Origin of the sequence: Qipengyuania atrilutea (genome assembly GCF_013370205.1) — a bacterium.
Classification (GTDB): Bacteria; Pseudomonadota; Alphaproteobacteria; order Sphingomonadales; family Sphingomonadaceae; genus Actirhodobacter; species Actirhodobacter atriluteus.
Window position 1 is genome coordinate 283,480 of the sequence record NZ_JABWGV010000002.1, and the last position, 26,287, is coordinate 309,766.

33 protein-coding genes are annotated in these 26,287 nt (G+C 61.9%); 18 read left to right on the forward strand and 15 right to left on the reverse strand.

The window, feature by feature from the left end; genetic code table 11:
• Positions 1-128 precede the first annotated feature (128 nt).
• Together HUV48_RS06395 and HUV48_RS06400 are read left to right on the forward strand one after the other, a co-directional pair.
• Entirely contained in the window at positions 129-467 is a 339-nt protein-coding gene (locus HUV48_RS06395) for a P-II family nitrogen regulator (protein WP_176266962.1), read from the forward strand.
• Positions 468-487: 20 nt separating this feature from the next.
• Entirely contained in the window at positions 488-1,867 is a 1,380-nt protein-coding gene (locus HUV48_RS06400; RefSeq protein ID WP_176266963.1) for an ammonium transporter, read from the forward strand.
• Positions 1,868-2,017: 150 nt separating this feature from the next.
• Here the strand turns inward: HUV48_RS06400 and HUV48_RS06405 are convergent, their stop codons facing one another.
• Genes HUV48_RS06405 through HUV48_RS06420 form a run of 4 tightly spaced genes read right to left on the reverse strand, consistent with a single transcriptional unit; the run spans position 2,018 to position 5,445 of the window.
• Positions 2,018-3,610, reverse strand: coding sequence for a GMC family oxidoreductase (locus tag HUV48_RS06405; RefSeq protein ID WP_176266964.1), 1,593 nt, complete (start codon positions 3,608-3,610; stop codon positions 2,018-2,020).
• 58 nt (positions 3,611-3,668) lie between these two features.
• A complete protein-coding gene (locus HUV48_RS06410) occupies positions 3,669-4,589 on the reverse strand; it encodes a sterol desaturase family protein (protein WP_176266965.1) in 921 nt (306 codons plus the stop codon).
• Between the two features lie 10 nt (positions 4,590-4,599).
• On the reverse strand, positions 4,600-4,995 hold the full coding sequence (locus HUV48_RS06415; RefSeq protein ID WP_176266966.1) for a hypothetical protein: 396 nt from the start codon (positions 4,993-4,995) through the stop codon (positions 4,600-4,602).
• Positions 4,996-5,004: 9 nt separating this feature from the next.
• Positions 5,005-5,445: a protein tyrosine phosphatase family protein gene (locus HUV48_RS06420; RefSeq protein ID WP_176266967.1), complete on the reverse strand. Its 441-nt coding sequence runs from the start codon at positions 5,443-5,445 to the stop codon at positions 5,005-5,007.
• A gap of 317 nt (positions 5,446-5,762) precedes the next feature.
• On the opposite strand from HUV48_RS06420, the gene HUV48_RS14615 reads away from it, so the two are divergent.
• The 7 genes from HUV48_RS14615 (at position 5,763) to HUV48_RS06455 (ending at position 12,645) form a co-directional block, all read left to right on the forward strand.
• Positions 5,763-6,503, forward strand: coding sequence for a cold-shock protein (locus HUV48_RS14615; RefSeq protein ID WP_176266968.1), 741 nt, complete (start codon positions 5,763-5,765; stop codon positions 6,501-6,503).
• Between the two features lie 154 nt (positions 6,504-6,657).
• A complete protein-coding gene (locus tag HUV48_RS06430; RefSeq protein WP_176266969.1) occupies positions 6,658-7,848 on the forward strand; it encodes an aspartate aminotransferase family protein in 1,191 nt (396 codons plus the stop codon).
• A gap of 2 nt (positions 7,849-7,850) precedes the next feature.
• Positions 7,851-8,780 (forward strand): ornithine carbamoyltransferase, encoded by a 930-nt coding sequence (argF, locus tag HUV48_RS06435; protein ID WP_176266970.1) that lies wholly within the window; start codon positions 7,851-7,853, stop codon positions 8,778-8,780.
• 54 nt (positions 8,781-8,834) lie between these two features.
• Complete coding sequence (gene hslO, locus HUV48_RS06440; protein ID WP_176266971.1) at positions 8,835-9,782, forward strand: Hsp33 family molecular chaperone HslO; 948 nt, start codon at positions 8,835-8,837, stop codon at positions 9,780-9,782.
• An 83-nt stretch (positions 9,783-9,865) separates the two neighbouring features.
• Positions 9,866-10,267, forward strand: a complete 402-nt coding sequence (locus tag HUV48_RS06445; RefSeq protein WP_176266972.1) for a hypothetical protein — start codon at positions 9,866-9,868, stop codon at positions 10,265-10,267.
• A gap of 49 nt (positions 10,268-10,316) precedes the next feature.
• Entirely contained in the window at positions 10,317-11,015 is a 699-nt protein-coding gene (queC, locus tag HUV48_RS06450) for a 7-cyano-7-deazaguanine synthase QueC (RefSeq protein ID WP_176266973.1), read from the forward strand.
• 25 nt (positions 11,016-11,040) lie between these two features.
• Positions 11,041-12,645 (forward strand): spinster family MFS transporter, encoded by a 1,605-nt coding sequence (locus HUV48_RS06455; RefSeq protein ID WP_318656070.1) that lies wholly within the window; start codon positions 11,041-11,043, stop codon positions 12,643-12,645.
• A 7-nt stretch (positions 12,646-12,652) separates the two neighbouring features.
• On the opposite strand, the gene HUV48_RS06460 is transcribed toward HUV48_RS06455, so the two are convergent.
• The 5 genes from HUV48_RS06460 to HUV48_RS06480 form a co-directional block, all read right to left on the reverse strand.
• Positions 12,653-13,186, reverse strand: a complete 534-nt coding sequence (locus HUV48_RS06460) for a superoxide dismutase family protein (RefSeq protein ID WP_176266974.1) — start codon at positions 13,184-13,186, stop codon at positions 12,653-12,655.
• Between the two features lie 95 nt (positions 13,187-13,281).
• Positions 13,282-14,388, reverse strand: a complete 1,107-nt coding sequence (locus HUV48_RS06465; RefSeq protein ID WP_176266975.1) for an OmpA family protein — start codon at positions 14,386-14,388, stop codon at positions 13,282-13,284.
• A 185-nt stretch (positions 14,389-14,573) separates the two neighbouring features.
• Positions 14,574-14,978 carry a DUF2793 domain-containing protein gene (locus tag HUV48_RS14655; RefSeq protein ID WP_176266976.1) on the reverse strand — a complete coding sequence of 135 codons (405 nt, stop codon included), beginning with the start codon at positions 14,976-14,978 and terminating at the stop codon, positions 14,574-14,576.
• Positions 14,860-15,423: a terminase large subunit domain-containing protein gene (locus tag HUV48_RS06475; protein WP_404799919.1), complete on the reverse strand. Its 564-nt coding sequence runs from the start codon at positions 15,421-15,423 to the stop codon at positions 14,860-14,862. The genes HUV48_RS14655 and HUV48_RS06475 overlap by 119 nt, the downstream gene beginning before the upstream one ends.
• Positions 15,420-15,965 (reverse strand): hypothetical protein, encoded by a 546-nt coding sequence (locus tag HUV48_RS06480; protein ID WP_176266977.1) that lies wholly within the window; start codon positions 15,963-15,965, stop codon positions 15,420-15,422. Before HUV48_RS06480 ends, HUV48_RS06475 begins: the two co-directional genes overlap by 4 nt.
• Before the next feature lie 215 nt (positions 15,966-16,180).
• On the opposite strand from HUV48_RS06480, the gene HUV48_RS06485 reads away from it, so the two are divergent.
• Entirely contained in the window at positions 16,181-16,828 is a 648-nt protein-coding gene (locus HUV48_RS06485) for a YqaA family protein (RefSeq protein ID WP_225871560.1), read from the forward strand.
• A gap of 2 nt (positions 16,829-16,830) precedes the next feature.
• Here HUV48_RS06485 and HUV48_RS06490 read toward each other — a convergent pair whose 3' ends face one another.
• The 5 genes from HUV48_RS06490 to HUV48_RS06510 all read right to left on the reverse strand — a co-directional run bounded on the left by HUV48_RS06490 (position 16,831) and on the right by HUV48_RS06510 (position 19,972).
• Positions 16,831-17,487, reverse strand: coding sequence for a DsbA family protein (locus tag HUV48_RS06490; RefSeq protein ID WP_176266978.1), 657 nt, complete (start codon positions 17,485-17,487; stop codon positions 16,831-16,833).
• A gap of 19 nt (positions 17,488-17,506) precedes the next feature.
• Complete coding sequence (locus tag HUV48_RS06495; RefSeq protein WP_176266979.1) at positions 17,507-17,938, reverse strand: OsmC family protein; 432 nt, start codon at positions 17,936-17,938, stop codon at positions 17,507-17,509.
• A 57-nt stretch (positions 17,939-17,995) separates the two neighbouring features.
• Positions 17,996-19,246 carry a serine palmitoyltransferase gene (gene spt, locus HUV48_RS06500; RefSeq protein WP_176266980.1) on the reverse strand — a complete coding sequence of 417 codons (1,251 nt, stop codon included), beginning with the start codon at positions 19,244-19,246 and terminating at the stop codon, positions 17,996-17,998.
• Positions 19,243-19,491 (reverse strand): acyl carrier protein, encoded by a 249-nt coding sequence (locus HUV48_RS06505; protein ID WP_176266981.1) that lies wholly within the window; start codon positions 19,489-19,491, stop codon positions 19,243-19,245. The genes spt and HUV48_RS06505 overlap by 4 nt, the downstream gene beginning before the upstream one ends.
• Before the next feature lie 115 nt (positions 19,492-19,606).
• Positions 19,607-19,972, reverse strand: a complete 366-nt coding sequence (locus HUV48_RS06510; RefSeq protein WP_176266982.1) for a response regulator — start codon at positions 19,970-19,972, stop codon at positions 19,607-19,609.
• Positions 19,973-20,046: 74 nt separating this feature from the next.
• Between HUV48_RS06510 and HUV48_RS06515 the strand changes: the two genes are divergently transcribed.
• The 4 genes from HUV48_RS06515 to HUV48_RS06530 are packed head-to-tail and all read left to right on the forward strand — an operon-like array spanning position 20,047 to position 22,573.
• Complete coding sequence (locus HUV48_RS06515) at positions 20,047-20,313, forward strand: DUF3572 domain-containing protein (protein WP_318656059.1); 267 nt, start codon at positions 20,047-20,049, stop codon at positions 20,311-20,313.
• Complete coding sequence (locus HUV48_RS06520; RefSeq protein WP_176266983.1) at positions 20,310-20,969, forward strand: HAD family hydrolase; 660 nt, start codon at positions 20,310-20,312, stop codon at positions 20,967-20,969. Before HUV48_RS06515 ends, HUV48_RS06520 begins: the two co-directional genes overlap by 4 nt.
• Entirely contained in the window at positions 20,966-21,421 is a 456-nt protein-coding gene (locus HUV48_RS06525) for a RidA family protein (RefSeq protein ID WP_176266984.1), read from the forward strand. Before HUV48_RS06520 ends, HUV48_RS06525 begins: the two co-directional genes overlap by 4 nt.
• Before the next feature lie 18 nt (positions 21,422-21,439).
• Entirely contained in the window at positions 21,440-22,573 is a 1,134-nt protein-coding gene (locus HUV48_RS06530; protein ID WP_176266985.1) for a GNAT family N-acetyltransferase, read from the forward strand.
• A 1-nt stretch (position 22,574) separates the two neighbouring features.
• Here HUV48_RS06530 and HUV48_RS06535 read toward each other — a convergent pair whose 3' ends face one another.
• Positions 22,575-22,901 carry an SEL1-like repeat protein gene (locus HUV48_RS06535; RefSeq protein WP_225871561.1) on the reverse strand — a complete coding sequence of 109 codons (327 nt, stop codon included), beginning with the start codon at positions 22,899-22,901 and terminating at the stop codon, positions 22,575-22,577.
• 283 nt (positions 22,902-23,184) lie between these two features.
• On the opposite strand from HUV48_RS06535, the gene dksA reads away from it, so the two are divergent.
• The 4 genes from dksA to HUV48_RS06555 all read left to right on the forward strand — a co-directional run bounded on the left by dksA (position 23,185) and on the right by HUV48_RS06555 (position 26,267).
• A complete protein-coding gene (dksA, locus tag HUV48_RS06540; protein ID WP_176266986.1) occupies positions 23,185-23,643 on the forward strand; it encodes an RNA polymerase-binding protein DksA in 459 nt (152 codons plus the stop codon).
• A 170-nt stretch (positions 23,644-23,813) separates the two neighbouring features.
• A complete protein-coding gene (locus HUV48_RS06545; RefSeq protein WP_176266987.1) occupies positions 23,814-24,194 on the forward strand; it encodes a PilZ domain-containing protein in 381 nt (126 codons plus the stop codon).
• An 83-nt stretch (positions 24,195-24,277) separates the two neighbouring features.
• Positions 24,278-25,792 carry an ABC transporter substrate-binding protein gene (locus HUV48_RS06550; protein ID WP_225871562.1) on the forward strand — a complete coding sequence of 505 codons (1,515 nt, stop codon included), beginning with the start codon at positions 24,278-24,280 and terminating at the stop codon, positions 25,790-25,792.
• A 22-nt stretch (positions 25,793-25,814) separates the two neighbouring features.
• Positions 25,815-26,267 (forward strand): DUF4112 domain-containing protein, encoded by a 453-nt coding sequence (locus tag HUV48_RS06555; protein WP_404799920.1) that lies wholly within the window; start codon positions 25,815-25,817, stop codon positions 26,265-26,267.
• The last annotated feature ends 20 nt before the right edge of the window (positions 26,268-26,287 follow it).

The following is a 26,287-nucleotide window of genomic DNA, read 5'->3' on the forward strand; positions in this document are numbered from 1 at the left end:
AAATCTGACCACATCGACGATAGTCTAAACGCTCATTTGCTAACATTTGTGCGGTGCAGCGAACTGGCACGTGTTTTGCTGAGTAACTCCCAATCGGAATGATCCGGTCGATCGCAAGGGGGTTATTAGTGAAATACATCATCGCGATTATCAAACCGTTCAAGCTGGACGAGGTGCGCGAGGCGCTCGGCAATGTCGGCGTCGCCGGGATGACGGTATCCGAAGTCAAGGGGTTCGGCCGTCAGAAGGGGCAGACGGAAATCTACCGCGGCGCCGAATATTCGACGAATATGTTGCCGAAAGTGAAGCTCGAGATCGCCGCACCGGCCGATCTCGCGCCGAAGGTCGTCGAGACGATCCAGGAAGTCGCCAGCACCGAGGCGATCGGCGATGGCAAGATCTTCGTCCTCGACCTGGCTTCGGCCACCCGCATCCGCACCGGCGAGACCGGCGAAACCGCACTTTGATCATCGTGAGGGGTACGACCATGATCCACAGAACCTTGAGCGCGGCCGGAATTGCCGCGATGTCCTTCGTTTCCGCCACTGCCGCACTGGCGCAGGAAGCGGCCACTACTGCGGCCGAAACCGCAGCCGAAGCCGGCACGCCGATCGCCGCCGCCACGACTGAGGTTGCCGCGGCGGTCGCCAATCCGGGCAACAATGCCTGGATGATGACGGCAACGCTGCTCGTCCTCCTGATGATCATTCCGGGCCTTGCGCTGTTCTACGGCGGTCTAACCCGTTCCAAGAACATGCTTTCGACCATGACGCAGGTTGGCGGCGCAGCAACGCTCGCAATGCTCATCTGGGTGATGTGGGGCTATTCGACGGCGTTCGGACCTGAGGGCAACGCCTTCTTCAGCTGGGGCAACCTGTTCCTGAGCCAGGTTACGCCTGACAGCACCGCGGCAACCTTCAGCGACGAAGTCATCAGCGAATATGTCTTCATCAGCTTCCAGATGACGTTCGCGGCCATCACGGCAGCACTCATCGCGGGTGCGACGGTGGAGCGGCTGAAGTTCTCCGCCCTGATGCTGTTCACCGCCATCTGGCTGACGATCACCTATTTCCCCATCGCGCACATGGTGTGGGCCGGCGGCGGCTTCCTGTTCGAAGACGGCGCGCTCGACTTCGCAGGCGGCACGGTGGTTCACATCAACGCCGGTGTGTCCGCACTGGTGCTCGCCATGTTCCTCGGCAAGCGCAAGGGCTATCCGACCGAGCCGATGCCGCCGCATAGCCTAGTAATGACCATGATCGGCACGGGCCTTCTGTGGGTGGGCTGGTTCGGCTTCAACGCCGGTTCGGAACTCGAAGCAGACGGCATTGCCGGCCTTGCCATGATCAACACCTTCGTCGCGACTGCTGCCGCAGCGCTGACTTGGATGCTGATGGAGCGGTTCGCGGGCCACAAGGGTAGCGCGCTAGGCTTCTGCTCAGGAGTCATTGCCGGCCTCGTCGCCGTGACGCCCGCAGCGGGCAACAGCGGTCCGTTCGGCGCCATCGTGCTCGGCATCGTGGCTTCGGTCATCGCCTACTTCGCGGTTGCCAAGCTGAAGCCGCGCCTCGGCTATGACGATTCGCTCGATGTGTTCGGCATCCACGGCGTTGCCGGGATCGTCGGGGCGATCGGCACGGGCATCGTCTACCAGCCGGGCTTCGGCGGACCGGGCGACGGCTCGACGCCTCTCGGTGCGCAGCTCGGCGTGCAGGCGTGGGCGGTCATCGTCGCGATCGTCTGGGCGGCTATCGGCACCACCATCGCCGCGCTTATCACGAAGGTCGTGACCGGTCTGCGTGTCTCCGAAGAAATCGAGCGCGAAGGCCTCGACATCGGCGAACATGGAGAGCGCGCCTACAACTGATTACCCGAATTGGCGGGCCGGAGTTCCTCTCTCCCTTCCGGTCCGCCAACCGATGTTCCTCCTGCGAACAACGACTTGAACAGGCCGGGGCATAGCGCTCCGGCCTTTTTTTATGCGTGAGCCGAGATCGCCAGATCCCGGTCGATTGGATCAGGCAGCGTGTGCGGCTTTCAGGAAATCGGCGCAGCGTTCTCCGATCATGATGCTCGGCGCGTTGGTGTTGCCGCCGATGAGCCGCGGCATGATGCTGGCATCGGCGATCCACAGCCCGTCCACTCCGCGCGCTTTCAGTTGCGGATCGACTACGGAGGACTCGTCCGACCCCATGCGGCAGGTCCCGACGGGGTGGTAGACCGTGTCGGCGCGGCTGCGGATGAGGTCATCGAGCGCCGCGTCATCGTTGAGGTCGACCGGATAGCGGTCAGTCGGGCCGTAGGCGGCGAGCGGCGGGGCGTCGGCGATCCGGTGCGACAGGCGCACGCCTGCGCGCAGCACGGCCATGTCGCGCTCGTCGTCGAGAAAATTCGGATCGATCAGCGGGGCGTCCTTCGTATCCGCCGAAGCGAGGCGGACCGTGCCGCGGCTTTCCGGCCTCAAGACGCAGGCGTGGAGCGAGAAGCCGTGGCCCTTTACCTTCTCCCGCCCGTGATCCTCGAGCATGGCGGGCACGAAGTGCCACTGCACGTCGGGCGCGGGTGCATCCTCGCCCACGGTCCAGAAGCCGCCGGCCTCCGCGTAAGGCGTGGTCATAATTCCGGTGCGCTTGCGGCGGTGTTCCACCATCGCCTTCATCATGCGCAGCGTGCCTTCGCGGCTGTCGCCGATGGTTTCGCGCGAGGTCGTCTCCCAGCTGGAGACGTAGTCGATGTGGTCCTGCAGATCGCTGCCCACGGCGGGGCGGTCGTCCACCACCTTGATGCCGTGCTCGCGCAGATGCTCCGCCGGACCGATGCCCGAAGCCATCAGGATTTGCGGCGAGTTGAATGCACCGGCAGCCAGCACCACGCCGTAGCGGGCGGTCACGGTCTTGCGGCGGCGCCCCTGCCGGATGCTCACTCCGGTAACGCGGCCGTTCTCGATCAGCAGCTTCTCGACTCGCGAGCGGGTGAAGGTCGCGAGATTGGATGCGGAGTTCAGCGGTTCGACGTAGGCGCGCGCGGCGGACCAGCGTTCGCCATTGCGCTGCGTGACTTGGTAGATGCCGAAGCCCGACTGGCGCTCGTCGTTAAAATCGTCGTTGCGCGGCAATTGCAGCGCAGCGGCGCTCTCGACGAAGGCGTATGAGGCCGGGTTGACGTAACGCTGGTCGGACACGAACAGCGGGCCGCTGGCGCCGTGATAATGGTCCGACCCGTGCTCATTAGCCTCGGACTTGCGGAAGTATGGCAGCACATCGTTGTAGCCCCATCCGGTACAGCCGAGCGCCGCCCAATTATCGTAATCCCAGCGGTGCCCGCGGATGTAGATCATCGCGTTGATTGCCGAGGAACCGCCAAGGCCCCTGCCGCGCGGCTGGTAGCCGCTACGCCCGTTCAGTCCCTTTTGCGGAACCGTTTCGTAGCGGTAGTTCGAGGATTTCGGAATGAACGGCATGAAGCCGGGGGTTTTCACCCGCACCGTGTTGTTCCGCCCGCCCGCCTCGATCAGGCAGACGGTGCGCGAGCCGTCTTCCGCCAGTCGTCCCGCGGCCGCACTGCCGCCGCTGCCCCCACCGATGACGATGTAGTCGAACTGGTCCGGCATGCTCTCTCCCTTGATTTGAAGATGCTTAGGACGCGGCCGTCCCTAGCGCAAACCGCTTTTAGTCGCGGGGTGACTGGTCGGATGCGGCCCGCTCCAGCCAGCGTGCGCGAATCATGTCCGATGTTTCGCGGCTGCCGTCGTGGCTCCAGCCGGGTTGGCGCAGCAGATAGCCGAGTTTGTGCCGCCACGGCGCGCGCCGCACGTCGCCCGCGATGCCGATCCATTCGTGGAACACCGCCCACAGCAGGCTGAAACTGCCGAGTTGCCGCACGAGACCGTATCGGATGCGCTCTTCGCGTTCGTCGCGCTCCGGCTCGAAGCTGTCGAACATCCGGTCCCAGATTATGAAGACACCGGCATAATTGCGGTCGAGATAGCGCGGGTTCGTCGCGTGGTGGACGCGGTGGTGGCTGGGCGTGTTCATCACCGCCTCGAACCAGCGGGGCATCCGCCCGATCGCCTCGGTATGGATCCAGAACTGGTAGATGAGATTGAGCCCTGAGCAGATCGCGATCATCACGGGGTGGAAGCCAAGCAGGACCAGCGGCAGGCTGAAGGCGAAGTTGAGTGCGAAGAAGCCGGTCCAGCTTTGCCGCAGGGCGGTGGAGAGGTTGTAGTGCTGGCTCGAATGATGGTTCACGTGGCTCGCCCACATGAACCTCACGCGGTGCGCCATGCGGTGGAAGAGATAATAGGTGAAGTCGTCCAGCACGAAGCATAGCGGCCACGCCCACCACACCGTCCACCATTTGGAGTCGAAGTCGAACACGCGGTATTCGTAAAGGACGAGCGACAGCGCGAGGACCGCGCCGCCGGTAAGCGCACCCGCGATTGTACTGCCGAGCCCCAGCGACAGGCTGACCAGCGTATCGCGCGGCTCGTAGGCATGGGCGCGCCTGCGCTTCGCCCACAGCATCTCCGCCACGACGAGCAGGACGAATGCGGGGATCGCATATTGGACGGGTGAGAAGTCTGGCACGGCGGCTTTCTTATAGCGCGCCGATCCGCGCTTCCCAAGCGGCAGCTTCACCGCCGAGGTCGAGCGTGACGGATCCGAACCGTTTGTCGGATGTACTGATCCGGAGGGTCTCGCCGTCCCGCTCGGCCGAAGTGCCGCGTTCCAGCAAGCGCCCGGCCCCGTGCGCCCCGTGGAGGCGAAGCAGAAGTATCCGGCCCTCTCGGTCAGCCGCCAGCGCGCCGCGCCCTTCGCGGTCCAGTCCGATTGCGACCGCGTCGAAACCGGACCAAGTCTCGTCTGCAAGTTCGCGTACCTGCCGCTCATCAGTGAGGCGGGCGTCGCGTCCCAACTTCAGCCAGCCGGCAAGCAGGAACAGCAGCAGGATTGCGGCGAGCGATCCGGCGATCTGCACCACTTGCCCAGCCACGCGGCGACGTTACTTCTCGGCGTCCGCCGCCAACTGTTCGATTGCGCCGCGCACGGGCGCGATACTGTAACCCGCTTCAGCGGCGGCGCGCTCGATTGCGGCGGGGGGCGTGCCTCGGCTCGCCTCAGCGAGCGACCACAGCAATGTCGAACGTGTGCCCGAGCGGCAATAGGCAAGCACATTGCCGAGGCCAGGATCGGTCGCCGCACGCATCGATTCGATGTCGCTCGGCGCAATGCCGTCCTGTCCGATGGGAATAGCAGTGTAAGCGAGACCGGCGCGTTCCGCCGCGGCCCTGATCGCCTCGCCTGGCGTCTGGTCGTCCGACTCGCCGTCCGGGCGGTTGTTGACGATGCCGGTAAAGCCGCTGCGCCGCGCGTTCTCTATATCGTCCGCGCCGATCTGGGGGCTCACGTAAAGGTTATCCGTCACACGTCTGAATTCGCTCACAATAACCGGCTCCCTGCTTCGCTCGACACGTCGAGGCCCAGCTGGATGGCGCGGCAAACGGGCCTTGTCCAGCCTTACTGCCCGCCTTCGATATCCGGCTACGGCGTGACCACAATGCTTCACATTCCGGTGCTATTGACCAACTCGTGATGCGAAATTCTTAAATCGTTCGCACGATAGAGTAATTCGCGTTATAGGGAAACGCTGAGGATGGAGCGGCCACGTTGGATCGGTCGCTGCAGGTATGCCGGATGTGCCAGCCGTTCGCACATGGGGCAAAATGTGAAGAGGCGGCAGGACAAGGTACGAATACGACTATGGGTTACGACAAAGGACGTCGTCGGGGGCGGGACAAACGAGATAATATCGGTGAAGACAGTTTCGATCCGTTCGGCGGTCCGCCGCAGGGTTTCGCACCCTCGCGCGACTACGGTAACGATCGGGGCGGTGACCGGTTCGGCGGCGGCGACCGCGACAATCGCGGCGGCTACGGCGGCGGCGGTGGCGGCGGAGGCCGCGGTCCGGGTGGCGGCGGCGGTGGCGGTGGCGGTTTCAACCGCATGCCTGCCCAGGTCGTCGGCACCGGCAAGGGAACGGTAAAGTTCTTCAACGCGCAGAAGGGTTTCGGCTTCATCCAGCAGGAAACCGGCGGCGAGGACGTGTTCGTGCATGTCAGCGCAGTCGAGCGTGCGGGCCTTCAGGGACTTGCCGAAGGGCAGGAGCTCGAATTCAATCTGGTCGACCGGGGCGGCAAGGTGTCCGCACAGGATCTTCAGGTCGTCGGCGACGTGATCGCACCGCAGCAGGCTGCCGGGGGTCCTCCGCAGCGCGAGCTGACCGGCGAGCGCGCGACGGGCACGGTGAAGTTCTTCAACTCGATGAAGGGTTTCGGCTTCCTCGTACGCGATGACGGTCAGCCCGATGCATTCGTGCACATCAGCGCAGTCGAGCGCTCGGGTCTCTCGGCCATCAACGAAGGCGAGCGCTACGAGTTCGACATCGAAGTGGACCGACGAGGCAAGCACTCGGCGGTGAACCTGGTCCCGGCACAAAGCTGATCGGACTGGAAGCCGCGCAGTGGTTTGACCGCTACGCGCACCACCGCTAAAAAATACGAGATGGCGGCCCCTTGTGGTCGCCATTTCTGTTTTATACGAAGTTTTCCTGCCGGTCGTGCCGGTTCGCGTTTCTCCAGACCAGAAGAGGTATACCATGTCGATCACTGCGCTCATGCCCGTCTATCCGCGTTGCGGCGTGCGTCCGGTGCGCGGCGAGGAATGCCATCTGATCGACGAGGACGGGACGCGCTATCTCGACTTCGCGAGCGGCATTGCGGTGAACCTGCTCGGCCATTCGCACCCCGGCCTGATCGGTGCGATCCAGAAACAGGCAGAGACGCTGATGCACGTCAGCAACCTCTACGGCAGCCCGCAGGGAGAGGCGCTGGCCCGCAAGCTGGTCGAGAATACCTTTGCCGACACCGTGTTCTTCACGAACTCCGGCGCGGAAGCGGTGGAAACCGCGATCAAGACCGCCCGTGCCTATCACCAGCACGAAGACGGCGATGCGAACCGCACCGAACTCATCACCTTCACCAACGCCTTCCACGGACGCACGATGGCGACGATCAGCGCTTCGAACCAGACGAAGATGCACAGCGGCTTCATGCCGCTGCTACCCGGTTTTCAGTATTGCGAGTTCGACGATCTCGAGGCCGCGCGCGAGATGATCGGTCCGAAGACCGCCGGCTTTCTCGTAGAGCCGATCCAGGGCGAAGGCGGTATCCGGCCCGCCAGCCAGGAATTCATGACCGGTTTGCGCGCGCTTGCCGATGAACACGATCTGATGCTGGTGCTGGACGAGGTGCAGTGCGGCGTCGCGCGCACCGGGCGCCTCTACGCGCACGAGCTTTACGGCATCGAGCCGGACATCATGGCGAGCGCCAAGGGTATCGGCGGCGGCTTTCCGTTCGGCGCTTGTCTCGCGACCGAAAAGGCCGCGCGCGGTATGACCTTTGGCACGCACGGATCGACCTACGGCGGCAACCCGCTGGCAATGGCTGCGGGCATGGCGGTGATGGAAGCGGTCGCGAACGAGCCGTTCCTCGCCAGCGTGCGCGAGAAGGGTGAGCGCATCAAGGCACGCCTTCAGCAGTTCATCGGAAACTACCCGGAACTGTTCGACCTCGTGCGCGGCGAGGGTCTGATGCTCGGGCTGCGGATGAAGGTCGAGAGCCGCCCGTTCTTCGTGCATCTGCGCGACAACCACCAGCTGCTGACCGTGGCCGCAGGCGACCAGACGCTGCGTATCCTGCCGCCGCTGATCGTCAGCGACGCGGATATCGACGAGTTCTTCGACAAGCTTTCCGCCGGCGCGGCAAGTTACGACATTCCAAAGAACTGATTATGGTCATCCGCAATTTCATCGATCTGAGCGATGCGGGCGGTGATGCGATCGCTGCGATGCTGGCGGATGCACTCGACCGGAAGGCGGGGCGGGAAGGAAAACCCAAGGGTGCACCGGACGACGATGCACCGCTTGCAGGGCATGTCCTCGCCTCGATCTTCGAGAAAAGCTCCACCCGTACGCGGGTCAGCTTCGACATCGCGATGCGGCAGCTCGGCGGCTCGTGCATGGTTATGGAAAGCGGCGCGATGCAGCTCGGCAGGGGAGAAACGATCGCCGATACGGCGCGCGTCCTCAGCCGGATGGTCGATGCCGTCATGATCCGCACCGACGATCATGCCAAGATCACCGAACTCGGCGAGCGCGCCAGCATTCCGGTCATCAACGGACTGACCGACCTGTCGCATCCCTGCCAGATCGTTGCCGATCTGCTGACGATCATCGAGGCGGGCAAGGCCCTGCCGGGACTGGAACTGGCGTGGTTGGGCGATGGCAACAACGTGCTGCACTCGACGCTCGAAGCGGCGGGGCTGATGAAGTTCAACGTTCGCGTCGGCACGCCGAAGGGCTACGAGCCGGACGAGCGTTACATCGCTGCGGCGCGGGCTGCGGGAGCAACCATCACGCTTACGAACGATGCGGCGGAAGCGGTTGAGGGCGCCGATGTTATCGTCACCGATACATGGGTTTCGATGGGCCAGGCTCATGCGGACGAGAAACTGGCAGCGATGCAGACCTACCGGGTCGACGATGCGCTGATGGCCCGCGCGAAGGATGACGCGATCTTCCTGCATTGCCTGCCTGCGCATGTCGGCGACGAAGTGAGCGAAAGCGTCTTCGAAGGGGTGCAGTCACATGTCTTCCGGCAGGCGGAGAACCGCATTCATGCGCAGAAGTCCGTGCTGCTATGGTGCTTCGGTCTGATCTGACCCGTTAAAGACCGGCGGTCTTACAATCGCGCTGCGCCGCACCATATTTCGCGGATGAGCGAAATTACCGAGACCTTCACTGACTCCGTCGTCGGCTTTTCCGTGCCTCCGCGCGATGCGCGGGGGCGGATTGCGCGGCTGGACAAGACCGCCACCGCGATCCTGTCAGCGCATGACTACCCGCCAGCGGTTGCGCATCTGCTGACCGAAGCGCTCGTCCTGATCTCCCTTGTGGGTAGCCTGCTCAAGAACGACGGTTCGCAGGTGACCATGCAGGCGCAGACACAAGGCGGGCCGATCCGGCTTCTTGTATGCGACTACAAGGCCGGACAGATACGCGGGTATGTCGACTTCGACGCGGATCGGATCGGCGCTCTGGGCACGAGCCCGAACCTGACCGCTTTGTTCGGGGAAGGCTACCTGGCGCTGACTTTCGACGTCGCGAAGGGCGAGCAGACCGACAAGTCGGGCCGCTACCAAGGCATCGTACCTCTCGAAGGAGCGAGCTTGTCTGAAGCCTGCCAGTCGTATTTCATGCAATCCGAGCAGGTCCCGACGCTCATTCGCGTGGCGGTCAGCGGCGGGGAAGGCGAATACCGCGCTGCCGGGCTGTTGGTACAGTACCTGCCCGAAGGCGAGGAAGGGCGCGAGCGCCTGCATGTCAGGCTCGACCATCCCGAATGGGAACATGTGGCGATCATGGCCGGCTCCGTGCGGTACGAAGAACTGCTCGATCTCGCAATATCGCTCGAGGGTATCGTCTGGCGACTGTTCCACGAAGAGGAGCAGGTGCGCGTCCAGCGGAGCGTTGCACTGACCAAGGGGTGCCGCTGTACGGTCGAGCATTACCGGCGCGTACTGTCGCGCTTTCCGAGCGAACAACGCGACAGCATGGCGGATGATCACGGAAACATAATCGTCGATTGCGAATTCTGTTCGCAGAAGTTCCCGATCCCGCTGGATCAATTGGTCGTTCAGAATGAACGCTCTACCGATGTTTAACATATGTGGTAATGGTTGCTGAACCCTGCGGCGTTGCCGTTATGGTCGCAGCTTCTGATTTACGGCTGTCTTGAGGTGTACCGATGAGTAAGAAAGCAATCATACCCGCGCTTGCCGCCCTGGGTATTACCATGACGGCCATTCCGCTCGCGGCGCAATCATCCGGCATGTCCGTGCTCGACAAGCTCGAGCGCGGGCAATGGGAACTGCGGGAGCGCGGCACCAAGGCGACCCGGCGTATATGCGTTCGGACGGGCCGAGAGCTTATACAACTGCGCCACCGGGGCCCGGATTGCAGTCGCTACGTGGTGGAAAGCGGTACGGATCAGGTCACGGTGCAATATACCTGCCGCGGAAACGGATATGCGCGAACGTCCATAAGGCGGGAAACCCCCACGCTGGTTCAGATCGAGAGCCAGGGCATCGCCGACGAACTGCCGTTCGAATTCATCGCGGAGGCGCGGCGCGTCGGATCCTGCCGCTGACCGGCTGAACCCACTTGCGGCGCACCGGGACCGCGTTTAGCTCCGCCTGATGACGAACATTACGGATAGCGAAACCCGCGCCGGCGTCGTCCTGCTTTCGGGCGGTCTCGATTCCATGGTGACGGCGGCGTTGGCAAGGGAGCAAGGCTTCGTTGTGCACGCGCTGACCATCGATTACGGTCAGCGCCATATCCGCGAACTGCAATCAGCGCGCACCATTGCAGAGAAACTGGGCGTTCACAGCCACATCGAGTTTTCGCTCGACCTCTCGCAGTTCGGCGGGTCGGCGCTGACGGCCGACATCGACGTGCCCAAGACGGGGGTGGGGGACGACATTCCCGTTACCTACGTACCGGCACGGAATCTGGTTTTTCTCTCGCTCACTACCGCCTTTGCCGAAACCGCCCACGCGAGCGACATCTTCATCGGAGTGAATTCACTCGACTATTCAGGCTACCCTGATTGCAGGCCCGAATTCATCGCAAGCTTCGCCGAAACCGCTCGGCTTGGCACCAAGCAGGGGGTCGAGGGATCGCCCTTCACGATCCATACGCCGCTGCAGCACATGACCAAGGCGGACATCGCCCGGGAATGCGAACGGCTCGGCCTTGATCCGGCATGGAGCTGGTCCTGCTACGACCCGGCTCCCGGCGGCGAAGCCTGCGGGCTCTGCGATTCTTGCCGCCTGCGCCGAAAAGGCTTTGCCGAAGCGGGCGTAGTCGATACCACGCGGTACAAGACCGAATAAACGGTACGGGGGGAGAACGACTTTGGTGCAGGAGCAGGACCCGGTAGTCAGCAGACCGGAAGAACAACCCGTTCCGCCCTATAGCTGGTACGCGCTCAGCGTACTCGTGCTCGTCTACATGCTTAATTTTATCGATCGGCAGATTCTGTCGATCCTTGCGAACGACATTAAGGCCGATCTAGGCTTGGACGACGCCGCGCTCGGCTTTCTATACGGCACGGCTTTCGCGGTGTTCTACGCCCTGTTTGGCATCCCCCTAGGCCGTCTCGCGGACAGTTGGCACCGCGTAAAGCTCATGACCATCGGCCTGACGCTATGGTCGTTCATGACGGCAATCTCAGGCTTCGCGAAGAACGGAGCGACCCTGACGGTTGCGCGTATCGGTGTTGGTGTGGGTGAGGCGACGGCCAGTCCCTCGGCATATTCGCTGATTTCGGATTATTTCCCGGCACGCCTTAGGGCGACGGCGCTCGCGATCTACTCATCCGGTCTCTACATTGGGGGGGGATTGTCACTTCTGATCGGAGCGCTGGTCGTAGAGCAATGGAACGCGGCATATCCGGGCGGCGGCCCGCTGGGTCTCGTTGGCTGGCAAGCTGCGTTCCTTGCGGTAGGTATTCCCGGACTGCTACTGGCGGCGTGGGTCTTCACGCTGCGCGAGCCGGTACGCGGCGCGCTAGAGGGTAATCCGACGCCAGCGGATCCGCATCCGTTCCGCGGTTTCGTGAACGAGCTCTTCACGGTCATTCCGCCTTTCACCCTAGTGGGTGCAGCGCGCCGCGGCATTCCGGCTTTGCTCATCAACCTCGCGGTTGCCGTGGGCATGCTGGGAGCGGCGTATGGCGTTACGCAGCTATTGCAGAGCGGTGATGGGGTAATACCCGGTATCTCCGACCAATGGCTGTTCTCCGCCGTTGGGTATTACGCCGTCTATTGTTGGGCTGCCGCGCTGCGGCGCCGCGATCCGGCGACTTTCGCGCTGATCTGGGGATCGCCAGCCTTCCTCGCGACGGTCGTCGGCTACTCGGCGGTAGCGTTCATGGCCTATGCGACATCCTACTGGTCCGCGCCCTATGCGGAGCGGGTTTTCGAAGTTCCGAAGAGCGAACTTGGCTTGTTCATCGGAGCGCCGGGTGCGGTAGCCGGTTTTCTGGGCGTGATCCTCGGTGGTCGGGCAGCCGATGCCCTCCAGGAGAAATTCGCGAACGGACGTGTTTGGATCATCCTATTTGGACTACTGGCGCCGATCGTTCCAATGATCATCGCCTTCACCACTGACAACTCGTGGGTGTTCTACGGCTTCGTTTTCGTTGCGCAGTTCCTGAGCTCTTCGGCACTTGGCGCGGCTGGCGCTGTCACCCAAACTTTGGTGCTTCCCCGGATGCGCGCAACGGCAACGGCAACCTTCTTCCTCGGCACAACCCTGATCGGGCTTGCTCTCGGGCCGTACCTAGCCGGGTATGTGTCCTCGATCAGGGGAGAGGATCTGGCCGCCGGAATTCTCTCTACGTTCGTGATTATCCCGGTCGGACTGGTGGCGCTCGTCTGGTCGCTCAGGGCCGTGCCCAAGGCTCTGGAGACGGTACAGGCACGGGCAACCGCAGCGGGCGAACCCGCTGCCGGTCGCTGAGCTTCTACTAGGGCCGGCGTAAGACGCCGCATGCGATGCGGGAGCCGGCATCACCAGCGGGATCGGTGCGATAGTCATCCGCGCCAGCGTGGATCATAACCGCTGTGCCGTCCGCATCGAAAATCGCCGCTTCGGAATTGACGTTATTTCCGACTAGACTGAACGTCTGTGCGGCCGTGCCGTTATCGCTGACCTGCAGGTTAGGCAGATCGCCGAGATGCGCACCGTTTGGCGAATAGATCCCGTGCGACTTGTTCGCCGGGTTGAGATGTCCACCCGCCGATTGAAAGTCGGGCGCTTCGCACCTGCCGGTCGTATGGAGGTGGAACCCGTGCGAACCGGGCGGAAGGCCAGCAACCTCTACGCTCACTGATAGAGAATTGCCGTTCTCGAGCAGGGTCGCAGTTCCGAGTTGCGCTCCAGTACTGCTCATGATCATCGCGGTCCCGATGGGTTCCGACGACATGTTGTTGGTGGTCGCACACGCGGACAATAGAAGGGCGGCCGCAGCGGTGGCGGGATAAATTAGCTTGTCGGTCATCGGGTCTGGTCCTTTTTCTAAGTCGAGCCTGACAAACCAACGAAAAAGGGGCCGGATTGCTCCGACCCCTTTTTGCGTCTCTTGAAGAGCGTTGCTTACATGCCCGATCCCGGACCGTAGGTAACTTCCACTCGGCGGTTCTGCAGTTCGCGAACACCGTCGGCCGTGGGAACGCGGAGCTGGTTTTCACCAAAGGCTTCGCTGTTGATCCGGCCGCTCGGCACGCCGCGCGAGCTGAGGTAGTCGCGCACAGCGGCGTTACGACGCTCTGCCAGACCCATGTTGTAAGCAGCGGTACCCGACGTATCGGTGTGACCAGCCAACATGACCGATGCCATGCCGCAATCCGAATAAGCCGATACGGCGCTATCCAGAATGGTCGCTGCGTCCGACGTGATTTCCGATTCGTCCCAATTGAAGAAGACGATGTACGGACCCGTCTCGCAAACCTGCTGCGTCTGCGGCGGAGGCGGCGGAGGCGGCGGGGGTGGAGGGGGCGGAGGCGGCGGGGGCGGCGGGGGCGGGGGCGGCGGTGCTACGTCACCGCCGAAGTTAAAGGCCAGCGTTCCCAGAATGGAGTGCGACCGGAAACGGCCTTCCTGGTCGGTGCCGAGACCGTCGACGATGGCGACGTCTTCAGCGTTGAAGAAGCGATACCGCAAGCCAACGTCGACGTTGTCCGTCAGCGGAGCGCGCACGCCGGCGAGTGCCTGCCACGCGAAGCCGGTGTCGGAGTCGTCAAATGAAGGTGTGGTCTGGTCAATCGCGCCGTCGAGCGATACGCGTGCAACACCTACGCCGCCACCGACGAAGCCCTGCAAGCCGTCGTCTTCACCGAAGTCGAGCAGGCCGTTCAGCATGAAGCTGAGCGCGCTGACGTCGCCGTTAGCGGGAAAAACACCAGTTTCTCCAAAGCTGCTCGGAACACCGCCGAGCGAAGAACCAATCGACTCAATGTCGGCTGCACGGTAGCTGCCTTCAGCTTCAAGGCGGAAGCTACCGAAGTCATAACCAACGAGACCGCCGAGATCGTAACCGGCGTCAGCGTCGATGCTGACATCGCCGGCTTCGTTTTCAAGGTCGATGTCTTCGACGATCATTACACCGCCGTCGAGCTCGACGTACCATTGGCCGTCACGTGCGACTGCAGGCGAGGCAAAGACCGTCGAGGCCATCGCCATACCTATGACGAAATTTCGCATTATACATTCCCCTTATTACGCAAAATCACCACCGAATGGGCATTTCTCTAACTTTTACCCAGTCCGGTGACAAGCCGACAAAAAGACGAAACTGTTGCAATATTGCCGCAAAGACAGCTCTATCACTAAAATCGTGTTCTCCCGTCAACTATGGCCCCCTAACGCCATATTTGCTTTCGGGTTCCTTATACTTGCGGCAGTATTCCCGATGTCCTGAGTGCTGTGACAATTTTGCCGATCGCGTCGCGCGCCTCTACGTCGACTGTCGAACCGCCGGCAGGTTCGCTTACCTGCGGTGCCCGAAGCCAAGCCCCATCGAAAAAGGCGAACTGGCGCGCCGCCCGGTCGTACACCGCCAGTCCCTCGACCGGTTGCGCGAAAGCCCACTGCCCCGTTTCAAAGTAAGCGACTTGTCCGCTCTTAGCAGCCCATTCTCCTGCCGCTTGGCTACTGACGATCCAACACTCTCCATCACGCGGACGTGCGGGAGGTGACGCCGCTTCGCTCTCGACGACAGGATGAACCAGTGCATCGAGGAGAGCAAATGCCTCGTTTACGAACAGTTCTTTCTGCGACTGACCTGCGAGCATGACTATGCTGCGGACCGCGCAGGCTGTCGGGTTCGGCCGCGCTGTAGAGCGTCGCCTGCGCCCCGTTCGGCCAGGTCAGCCGCCGGAGCGAGCTTTCGAAGCGCGGGCGGCTGGACGGCGGCGATACGGCGAGAATGCCGCTTTCGCCTTCGACCATGACTGCACGCGCTTCGGCGAGCGATGCGCCGATGAGAGCAATATGCGCCTCCCCGTCGCCGCGCACACATTCGCGCACCCATTCCGCCCCGGCCCGGGTCTTGCCGAAGCCGCGCCCGGCGGCGATCATCCAGATTTCCCAATCGCCCGGGGGTGCCTTCTGATCGGGCCGCGCCCACAAATCCCACTGGTATTGAAATGCGCTGCGTTCCTGCGCGGTAAGGTCCTGCAGCGCCTTTTCCCGTTCGCAGTCCCCGAGTGCGAGCAGGGCACGAAGCCGCTCGGTCAACACCGGCGTAGTGCCGTTTCGTCACCACCTTCGATCTTGTAGACGCCATCACCCGCCAGCGCGGCGTTGAACTGCTTTTCCCGTTCCTTGATTATGTCGAGCTTCGCATTGATCGAGGCGATGACGGCCGCTTCGTCCGCGTCGGTATCGAGCGCGCGTTGCCGCCCGACCGTATCACGGTGCGCGGTCAGCACACGTAGCGCGCTGGCGAAATCGAACTTGCCCCCGTCCGCCGACGTAAAGTCCCCGTCGCGCAGGCGGCGCAGAACTTCCATTTCGAGGTGGTCGTAGCCTTCGCACAGCGCCTCGTGCCACGCCTTGCGAAAGCCGGGCTCCTCGCGCCGGACCTTGTAGGCCCGCCCCGGCGCAACATTCGCCGCCTTGGCCGACCGGGTGACGTTGGAAGTCTCAGCAAGGGCGACGAGAAACTCCTTGCGCCAGTGCTTCGACAATTCGCCGCCAGCTTCCTCTTCCAGTTTCCTGATTGCACGCGCGACGCGCGTTTTCGAGCGCGGCCCGCGCCGTTTCGCTTCGTCCGCCATAGTGGCGCCCTCCCATCGATGTCATGATCTCGCCGCGATCAGGACCGGTCCGTTTCGAATCGGTTTATCGCGATGTTCTTCTTTCCTAACCAACGAGCGTCACGATGTCAATTAAAATAACCAAATAGGATATAACTTGGCGGTTGATGTGCCGCCGGGCTCTTCGTAAAGCGCTGCATTCCCGTGTGTTCTGCGGGACCGAGGGGGTTTACGACATGAGCCGGTTGCTGCGCGGTCTTTACGAATGGACTATGGAGAAAGCCGCGCACAAACATGCGGTTTGGTGGCTCGCGTTCTTCTGCTTCATCGAAGCGAGCTTCTTCCCGATCCCGCCCCATCCGCTGCTGGGTCTCATGTGCCTCGCCAAGCCGAAGAAGGCGCTCTGGTTTGCATTCGTGGCGACGGCGGCATCGGTCATCGGCGGCCTCTTCGGTTACGCAATCGGCTATTTCCTGTTCGAATCGGTCGGCGTCCCGCTCCTCACCGCGATCGGTCTCATCGACGCGTTGCCGCAGGCGCAGTGCACCTTCGACGAGCTGGGCGTCTATGCCGTCATTATTGCGGCCGCGACGCCCGTGCCGTTCAAGCTGCTGACGATCACCGCCGGCTTCCTAAGCATGGATCTCATTCCGTTCATCCTCGCCAGCATCGCCGGAAGGGCGCTGATCTTCATGACGGTCGGCATCCTGTTCCAGATTTTCGGGCGGCCAATCAAGGCGCTGATCGACAAGTACCTCGGACTGCTGACGACGCTGTTCGTCGTGCTGGTGGTCGGCGGCATTCTGGCCATGACGCTGATGGGCGGCGACGGCGAAGCTGCGGACGAGGAATGCGCAACCGCAGCGACCGAGCAGGTGGTCTGAGATCAGCTTTCGCGCCGCGCTCGCTCGAATGCGCGCGTGAACTCGCCTTCGTCCATCGCGCCGACGATGCGGTAATTGCCGACGAGATAGGTGGGTGTGCCTGCTACGCCGAGGCGCAGCGCGTCGCCGCGATTTCTGTCCAGCGCCGCGTCGATCGCCGGATCGCTCGCAATGGCGCGCTCGATTTGTGACCAATCGCCACCCGCCTCCTGCACCAGCTCACGCATGACCGGCACTGTTAGCGTCCTGGATTCCCGCATGAACGCATCGTGGACTTGCGGGTATATACCTTGCGCATCGGCGGCGAGAGCGACCCGCGCCGCGCGCTCCGATACAGGGCCAAAGATCGGAAAGTCACGGTATACGATGCGCACGTTACCGTCGCGCGCGACCGCGCTCGTCATTTCCGGATGCGCCGCACGGCAGGCGGGGCAGCGGTAGTCGGTAAATACGACCATTGTGACGTCGGCCTCGCCGGGGTCGTACGACGGCGAGACTGCGTCGTTAAGGAAGCGGTCCACGGAAAGCCGGTCCGATACGTCCGTGCCGCTCGTGCCGGTTTGCTTGAGCAATCCGCCGATGACGAAGGCGGCCACGCATACCAGCGCAAGCGAAAGCCAGCCGCCTTTGCCCAGGCTTTGGGCGACTGGCTCATTCATTCCACTGCTTTGAGAGTTCTCAAGACGAGAAGTTCGTTTCCAGCGTAATTTCCGCATTCAGCAGCTTCGAGATCGGGCAGTTTTCCTTGGCTTTCTTTGCAAGTTCCTCGAACTTCGCTTGGTCCGCTTCCGGTACGTTCCCTGTCAGGGTCAGGTCGGACCGGGTGACGGTAAAACCGTCGCCGTCCTTTTCGAGGCTTACCTTCGCGGTCGTCTCAAGCGTACCGTTCTCGTAGCCCGCATCCCCGAGCTGGAAGGCTAGCGCCATCGTAAAGCAGCTCGCATGCGCGGCCGCGATCAGCTCTTCCGGATTCGTGCCCGCACCATCCTCGAACCGCGTATTGAAGCCATAGGGCTGGTCCTTGAGCGCGCCGGACTCGCTTGAGACGTGTCCCTTGCCGCTCTTGCCAAGACCTTCGTATTTCGCACTGCCGGTTTTCGTAATTGCCATGTCGTCTGTTCTCCTTTTGATGAAGAGACGCGCAAACGACAGCGGATGTTCCGTCCGTCAGATTATCCCGACCGACTTTCCGGCGTTCTCGAAGATTTCGAGGATTTCCTCGACCTCGCTTTCGCTGTGTTCGGCGCAAAGCGAGCAGCGCAGCAGCGTCATGTTAGCCGGCGTCGCCGGCGGTCGAGCGAGGTTCACGTAGAGGCCGCCTTTCAGCAGAGCCTCCCACATAGCCGCGCCCTTTTCGAGGTCGGGCATGATGACGGCGATGATCGCGCTTTCCGGCGTCTCGGTACCGAGCGTGAAGCCGAGATCCTTCAGGCCGCCATGAAGGCGTTTGGAATTTTCCCATAGATGCGCGCGCTTGTTCGATGCCTGCCCCAGCTTGCGGATCGAAGTGCAAGCGGTCGCCACCACGCTCGGCGGCAGGGATGCAGTGAAAGTGTAGGGGCGGCAGACTAGACGCATGATCTCGAACTTCGGGTGGTTGGACACGCAGAAGCCGCCCACCGTGCCAACGCTTTTGGAAAACGTGCCGATGATGAAGTCGACGTCGTCCATGACGCCGGCTTGCTCGGCAACCCCGCGGCCGTTCTCTCCGATGAAGCCCATTGAATGCGCTTCGTCGACCAGCACCATCGCGCCATGCTTTTTGGCGACCGCGACCATTTCCTTCAGCGGAGCGACGTCGCCGAGCATCGAGTAGACGCCTTCCAGCACTACGAGGATGCCAGCGCCGTCCGGAATGCGCTTCAGGCGCTTTTCCATCGCTTCGATGTCATTGTGCTTGAACGGCACGATTTCAGCATCGCCCATCTTGCACCCGTCGTAGATCGAGGCGTGGGAATCGATGTCGAGGACGATGTAGTCGCCCTTTCCGGCAATCGTGCTGATGATCCCGAGGTTGGCCTGATAGCCGGTCGAGAAGACCATCGCATGATCCATGTCGTAGAAGTCGCACAGCGCCTGTTCGACATCCTTGTGGCCCTGATAGGTGCCGTTCAGAACGCGGCTGCCCGTTGTGCCGGCACCGAAGTCGGCGAGCGCCTGCTTGCCCGCTTCGATCACGTCCGGATCGAACGTCATGCCCATGTAATTGTAGGTGCCGAGGAGGATCGTCTCGCGCCCGTTGCACACGGCACGGGTCGGCGAGAGCACTCTTTCCATCACGAGACTGAAGGGATCCTCGATGCCGGTCCCGAGCAGTTTTTCGCGCATCTGGATGATCGGATCGAACTTGCTGAACAGGTCCGTTCCGGCAGCCTCGCGCGTCTCAGGCTGGTCAGCTTGCATGATGCCTTCGCTCACGAGGGGTCAACCTGCAGCTTGTACACTGCGTCCACGAGTTGACCGTAGTTCTCGATCTCGGCCTGCTGGTTCATCGAGATGATGATGTCGAACTCGTCCTCTATCTCGGCCACGAAATCCATCACCGTCAGGCTGTCGAATTCCAGGTCATTGGCAAAGGTCGTTTCGTCCGTGATCGTCACACCCTTCTTGTTAAAGGGTTCGATCAGTTTCCTGATGCGGCGGTCGACTTCTGCGCGGTCCATTAGTGATCCTAAAACTTGCACATTGGCGCCCGTTCGGTGTCGAAGGGCTTATACGTGGGGGAAAGCGGTTTCGCGTAGCATTTGTCAAGTGAAGCGCGCCGCCGGCGCGCTGCTGTCAGGCGACGAACGTGCGCACGGCAGTCAGGAACGGGCCGATCGAAACGGGTTTCGCGAGGTACCCTTCCGCCCCGGCATCGCGGATGCGCTGCTCGTCTCCGGTTCCCGCGTAGGCCGTAACCGCCAGCACCGGCGTCGCAGCGAGACCGACATCGTTCTTCAGCGCCTCGATCAGTTCCAGTCCGCTGACATGGGGAAGCTGGATATCCATGATGACCAGATGAGGCTTGAAATTATGCGCCGTTTCCAGCACGCGCTTTCCATCGGCGGCGGGTTCGACGACGAAACCGTTCGCTTTCAAAACGTCGCAGAACAATTTTCGGTTCAGATCGTTATCTTCCACGACCAGGATGCGTTTTTCCATTGTGGACATTTCCCGATCTACCGAAAATTTAAGCTGCTGTAAGGACGAGCACAATTCATTCTCCAACGCAATCCGTGCCTGAAGGCGAAGTTCCCGAACCCGAAGTCCTGTCGCTGTCGGCTTTAGGGTGGATACTACAGGACGAGCAGCGTGCCGAGCGTTTGCTTTCGCTGACCGGCCTGACCCCGGACCGGCTTCGGGATGCAATCGAAGACCGGGCGGTGCAGGTCGCTATCCTGGAGTTTCTGACCGCGCACGAACCCGATCTTATCGCGGCATCGGTAGCGCTGGGCGTCGAACCTTCCGATCTTGTAATGGCCCATGCGGAGCTGTTGAAATGAGCGCCGCGTCACGCCCCCTGATCGTGTCGGACTGCGACGAGGTGCTGCTGCACATGGTGTCGCATTTCAAGGACTGGCTTGCGGAAAGCCAAGGCGTTGATTTTACGCTCGAAGGCAACAATTTTGCCGACGCAATGCGCTGGCAGGAAAGCGGCGAGCCAGTGGGCGAAGAAGAGATCTGGCGGCTGCTCGGTCGCTTCTTCGACACGGAGATGCCGCGGCAGATGGCCATTCCCGGCGCAATCGATGCGCTCAATTCGCTTGCCGAGATAGCGGACGTCGTGATCCTGACGAACCTCGTCGACAAGCGGCGCGAAATGCGCGCGCAGCAACTCGCCGAGCATGGGCTGAACGTCCGCGTCTTCACGAACCAGGGACCGAAAGGGCCAGCGCTCGCCGCGATCGTCGAAGAGTATCAGCCGAGCCATACAATTTTTATCGACGATCTTGCACAGCATCACCGGTCAGCAAAGGAAACGGTTGTCGGCATCACGACCCTGCATCTCTGCGGTGAGCCTATGCTCGCGCCGCATATCGACTGCGCTCACGTGGCCGGCGACGCGGATGCGCGGATCGATACTTGGGATGAAGCGCTACCGTGGATCAGGGCACAGCTGGAACGACAGGGCGCACTACAAGGCAAGGACGGACGATGATCGAACAACGACTGAGCGAACTCGGTATCACGCTGCCGAAAGCCGCGGCTCCCGTGGCGAGTTACGTACCCGTGGTGGTGAGCAATGGCCTCGCCTACGTTTCGGGGCAGCTACCCTTCATCGGCGGCAATCTCGTTACCGGCCGGCTGGGCGATGACATTTCGACCGAGCGCGGCATGGAAGCGGCGCGGGCGTGTGCGTTGATGATCCTCGCGCAGCTCAAAGCGGCCGACATCGCGCTCGACAATGTCGAGCGGATCGTGAAACTCGGCGCATTCGTCAACTGTACGAACGATTTCGCTGACCAGCCGAAAGTGGCGAACGGTGCCTCCGACGTGATGTTCGAGATATTCGGCGATGCCGGACGCCATGCGCGCGCCGCAGTCGGCGTGCCAGCGCTGCCGCTTCATGCAGTAGTCGAAGTGGACGCGGTCATTGCATTGAAGGAGTGATAACCCACCTCGTAACCGATGAACGAAACCGGGTTAACAGCGAGGGTCGCGGAAAGCGTTTCCTCTTTCGATGCCGCCGCGTGGGATGCTCTCGATCCCGCCGGGAACCCGTTCACCAGCCACGCTTTCCTTTCGGCGCTCGAGGATTCGGGAAGCGTCGGACCGGGCACCGGCTGGCAAGCCGCCCCGCTGGTGATCGAGGATGGCGGCGAACTCCTCGCCGCATTGCCAACCTATCTCAAGGGTCATAGTCAGGGCGAATATGTCTTCGATCATGCCTGGGCCGATGCTTTCGAGCGGGCGGGCGGCGACTATTATCCGAAGCTGCAAATTTGTGCGCCGTTCACGCCCGCCACCGGACCGCGAATACTCACACGGCAAAGCGAACTGGCGGCGCCCCTTCTTTCCGCCGCCGAAGAGCTGTGCCGGCAGAACGATTTTTCTTCCGCCCACGCGACGTTTATCGAGCCAGATCAGGCGGACTGGTTCGCGGACAACGGCTGGCTCCTGCGACGTGACATCCAGTTCCACTGGACGAACGAGGGCTATGACGATTTCGCGGGATTTCTCGATGCACTCGCGTCACGTAAACGGAAGGCCCTACGCAAGGAACGTAGCGCGGCGCGGGAGCACGTCCGCATCGCGCGTCTGCGCGGCGACGAAATAAAGCCCGAGCACCGGGATGCGTTCTGGATATTCTATCAGGATACCGGCGCGCGCAAATGGGGCACGCCGTACCTGACGCGCGAGGCCTTCGACCTGTTCGCCGAGCGGATGGGTGAGAAGCTGCTGATGGTGCTCGCCTTCGACGGGGACGAGCCGATTGCCGGGGCGCTCAACTTCATCGGACGCGAAGCCTTATACGGACGTTACTGGGGCTGCACGCGCGACGTGCGGTTCCTGCATTTCGAACTTTGCTACTACCAGGCAATCGATGCCGCGATCGAACTCCGGTTGAAGCGGGTCGAGGCAGGTGCGCAGGGCGGTCACAAACTCGCCCGCGGTTATGAGCCGGTGCAGACGATATCCGCGCACTGGATCGCCGATCCGGGCTTTCGCCGCGCTATCGCCGACTATCTCGAGCGCGAGCATGACGGCGTTGCGGGCGACCAGCTTATCCTGTCGCAGCGTACGCCGTTTCGGAAAGGCTAGCTCATGCCGCCTGCCGCCTGTCCTGACTAAGCCATTCGCGGGCCTGCCGCTGTGCTTCTGCGATCTCGCGCGCAGTCATTTCCTCGGCAATGTCCGCCCGGCATTGTGCTGCGTCTTCGTGACCCTTTGCCGCAGCAATGTTGAGCCATTTGTGCGCTTCGATCATGTCACACGCTGCGCCGCCGCTTCCGGTCGAAAACGCCACGCCAAGATTGTAAAGCGCGTCCTCATCGCCGTTCCTGAAGCGAGCGATGCCGTCCGTAATGGCGGTCAAGCTGCCATGGTTCAGGCCAAGAACGGCGCCCCCTTCGATTTCCCTCAGTCCCATTTCGCTGCCCCTTTTCTAGCGAATGCCGCCATGTCGTCCGGCAAGGGGCAAGTTGCGTGCCTATAGTCAATAAATGGTTAATCCCCGTTCTTTCAGGGCCGAAGCGCCGATCAAGTGTGATTTTCTGTCCTCTATCGCATCGCAATCTGAAGCAATGAATTCGCGCCTTGTGCCTGTCTTCGCCTGTGCCTATACGCCGCGCCATCGCATGTCGGGGATTGCGAAAACGTGAGCTCGATGAGGTCGGATACGCGCAACGAACTTGCATTTGCTAAGGGGTGCCATGACCCAGGGGTCAGCTAACGAAATCGAAGATCTCGACGCTGCGAAACGGAAGCTTCCTGCTGATTATACGCCGCAGGACGACGACGATTATATGGGCGAGCAGCAAAAGGAATATTTCCGCGTTCTGCTGCTCGAGTGGAAGAGATCGATCTACGCTGCCGCTTCGCAGACGCTCCAATCCCTTCAGGACGGACCGATCCGCGAGGCCGACCTGAATGACCGCGCGTCGAGTGAAACGGACTGGGGCATCGAACTGCGCACCCGCGACCGGCAGCGCAAGCTCATTTCAAAGATCGATGCAGCGCTCCGGCGGATCGACCGGGACGAGTACGGCTACTGCGAAGTGACCGGCGATCCTATTGGTATCGGACGCCTGATCGCGCGTCCGGTTGCGACGATGACGGTCGAGGCCCAGCAGGCGCACGAGCGGCGGGAAAAGATCTCGCGCGACGATTGATGCAGCGGCTGGTTTGTCCCGTTTTCGGACAAGCCTAAGTTCGCATCCCGTTGCTATTACTTTTTGTTAGTATTCTCCACATAACCAGCTTCTTGTTTGGTTACCAATCGGTATCACATGGTTTATGCAAAGCAGGTGCGGCCCTGATTTTTGCATCGGAGACTAGAACAATGGCAGGGGTCGATACGAGGAACGTTGCGCGGGACAGCTTGTTCATGCTGGCCGACATCACCCTCGAAAGTAACTCACGGAAATACAGGGTGAAAGTCCGTAACCTTTCGCCGCGTGGTATGATGGGCGAAGGTGATCTTCCGATTGCACGCGGTTCGCGTTTGACGATCGATTTCCGCGATGCCGGGGAAGCGACAGGCTCGGTTGCCTGGATCGAAGGCGCCCGGTTCGGAATCGCCTTTGAGGAAGAAATCGATATGGACGCTGTGCGCAATTCGATGCGATCGAAAGCGCCACAATCGCTGGATGTACCCGCCCCGCGCTATTCGCAGGGCTCGTATTACAAGTCTGTCGACCGCAGCAAGGTGCGCACGGTCTAGCGATAGCCGCTAAACGGCGGTGATTTCGGGCGGCCAGCAACGGTTTGACTGCCCCTTTCCGGTTTCGGTGCTACAGGCGCTGCATGATGCGATTCAGCGCCCGTCCTATTTCGCTGTTGCTCGCCGCGATGCTTGGCGCCTGCACGCCCGCCGCCGACGAGGGGGCTGTCGATATTGCGGTTCTCGGCGCATCGCCGGACTTTGAGGATAGCTCGCTGCGCCTTTCGGAGGCGGACGCGCATATTCGCGCCGCTACCACGCAAGGGCTCGTCACCATGGACACTGCCGGTCAAATCGTGCCGGCGCTCGCGGAACGCTGGATCGTTACCGACGACGGCACGAGTTACATCTTCAGATTGCGCGAACGCAATTGGCCCGATGGTGAGCCGCTGACCGGAGAGCAGGTACGCCGCCAATTGGAAGCCCTGCGGCGCGAACTCGCGGGCACCTCGCTCGGCGCGGACCTCGCCATCATCGACGACATCAGGGCGATGACCGGGCGTGTCGTCGAGATCCGGCTCACTCGCCCGATGCCGCAATTCCTGCGGCTTCTCGCACAGCCAGAGTTGGGCATCCGGATGGGCGGCATCAGCCTCGGTCCGATGGCAAGGCTTACGCGGCAGACCGGAGTGGGGCGAGAGGTTTCGGCCGATACCGGCACGGACCAGCTGACGCTTTATCCGATTCCGCCGACCGAACGTGGATTCGCCCGGCAGCCGGATTGGGAAGAACTGGTGCGCCCGGTCGAAGCACATTTCCTAACTCCGGAGGCAGCAGTCCAGGCGTTCACAAGCGGTGAGCTGGAAGTAGTGCTGGGAGGGACTCTTCCCACGCTTCCGTTGGTCAATGCCGGCCCGCTGTCGCGCGGCAACGTGCGTCTCGACGCGGCGGTCGGGCTGTTCGGCCTCGACGTAATGGAAGCCTCCGGCTTTCTCGCGGCAGCAGAAAACCGGGAGTCGCTAAACATGGCGATCGACCGGGAGACATTGCTTGCGCCGTTCAACATTGCCGGCTGGAGTCCGCGTTTGAGCGCGGTTCCGACATTCGCCGATACGGCGCCAGCAGCCGATCAAGACCCGGCCTGGTATTCCTTGCCGCTGGAGGAGCGGATCGTAATCGCCTCTGCCCGCGTCGCGGCATGGGAAAGCAGCACGGGCGAGGAGGCGAGCGTGAGGATCGCACTGCCCGACGGGCCCGGCAGTGATCTGCTGTTCCGTGAAATTGCACGCGACTGGGCCGAAATCGGAGTGACTTCCGTGCGCGTCGCGGCTGGAGAGAATGCGGACCTGGAACTGCGCGACCGCGTTGCACGCTACGATTCCGAGCGCTGGTATCTCAATCAGTTCAACTGCGCCTACACGCAGGCGATTTGCTCGGAAGAGGCAGACATTCTGGTCAACCAGTCGATAAGGGCGACGGACCCACAAGTGGTTCGCCTTCTGCTCGACGAGGCAGAGGCGTTGCTGACGGAGCAGAACGGGTTCATTTCGCTCGGAACCCCCATCCGCTGGTCGCTGGTTCGCGGAAATATTGCCGGTTTTCAGGAGAACCAATGGGCCGCCCACCCGTTATTTCCCTTGTCCGGCGCGCCCATTTGACGCGCCTAACGCGGAGGGAGCCATGCCGAACGAACCGATCGAAAACCGCAGGCCTGACGAGAAAACGCAGGCCGGACCGAGGCCGATGGGCTTCGAATTGCCGATGGGCAGCGATCCGGTATCTATCCGCAAGCGAATAGAGGCGCTCGAGCACCTGCTTGAGCGAAGCTTCCACCTGCCCGGAACGAAATACCCGATCGGTCTCGATTCGATCATCGGCCTCGTACCCGTCGTGGGCGATTTCATCAGCGCAGGCCTCGGCGCCTATATCGTCTGGGAAGCGCGCAATCTTGGGCTGCCGAAGTGGAAACTGTGGCGCATGGGCGGACATATCGCGTTCGACACGGCTATTGGCGCGGTGCCACTGGTCGGCGATGCCTTTGACGTCGTCTACAAGTCGAATACGAAGAACCTGCGCATCATCAAGAAGCACCTCGACAAGCATCATCCCGAAACGCGCATTATCGAGGGTTAATTTAGACGATGCGCCGTTTC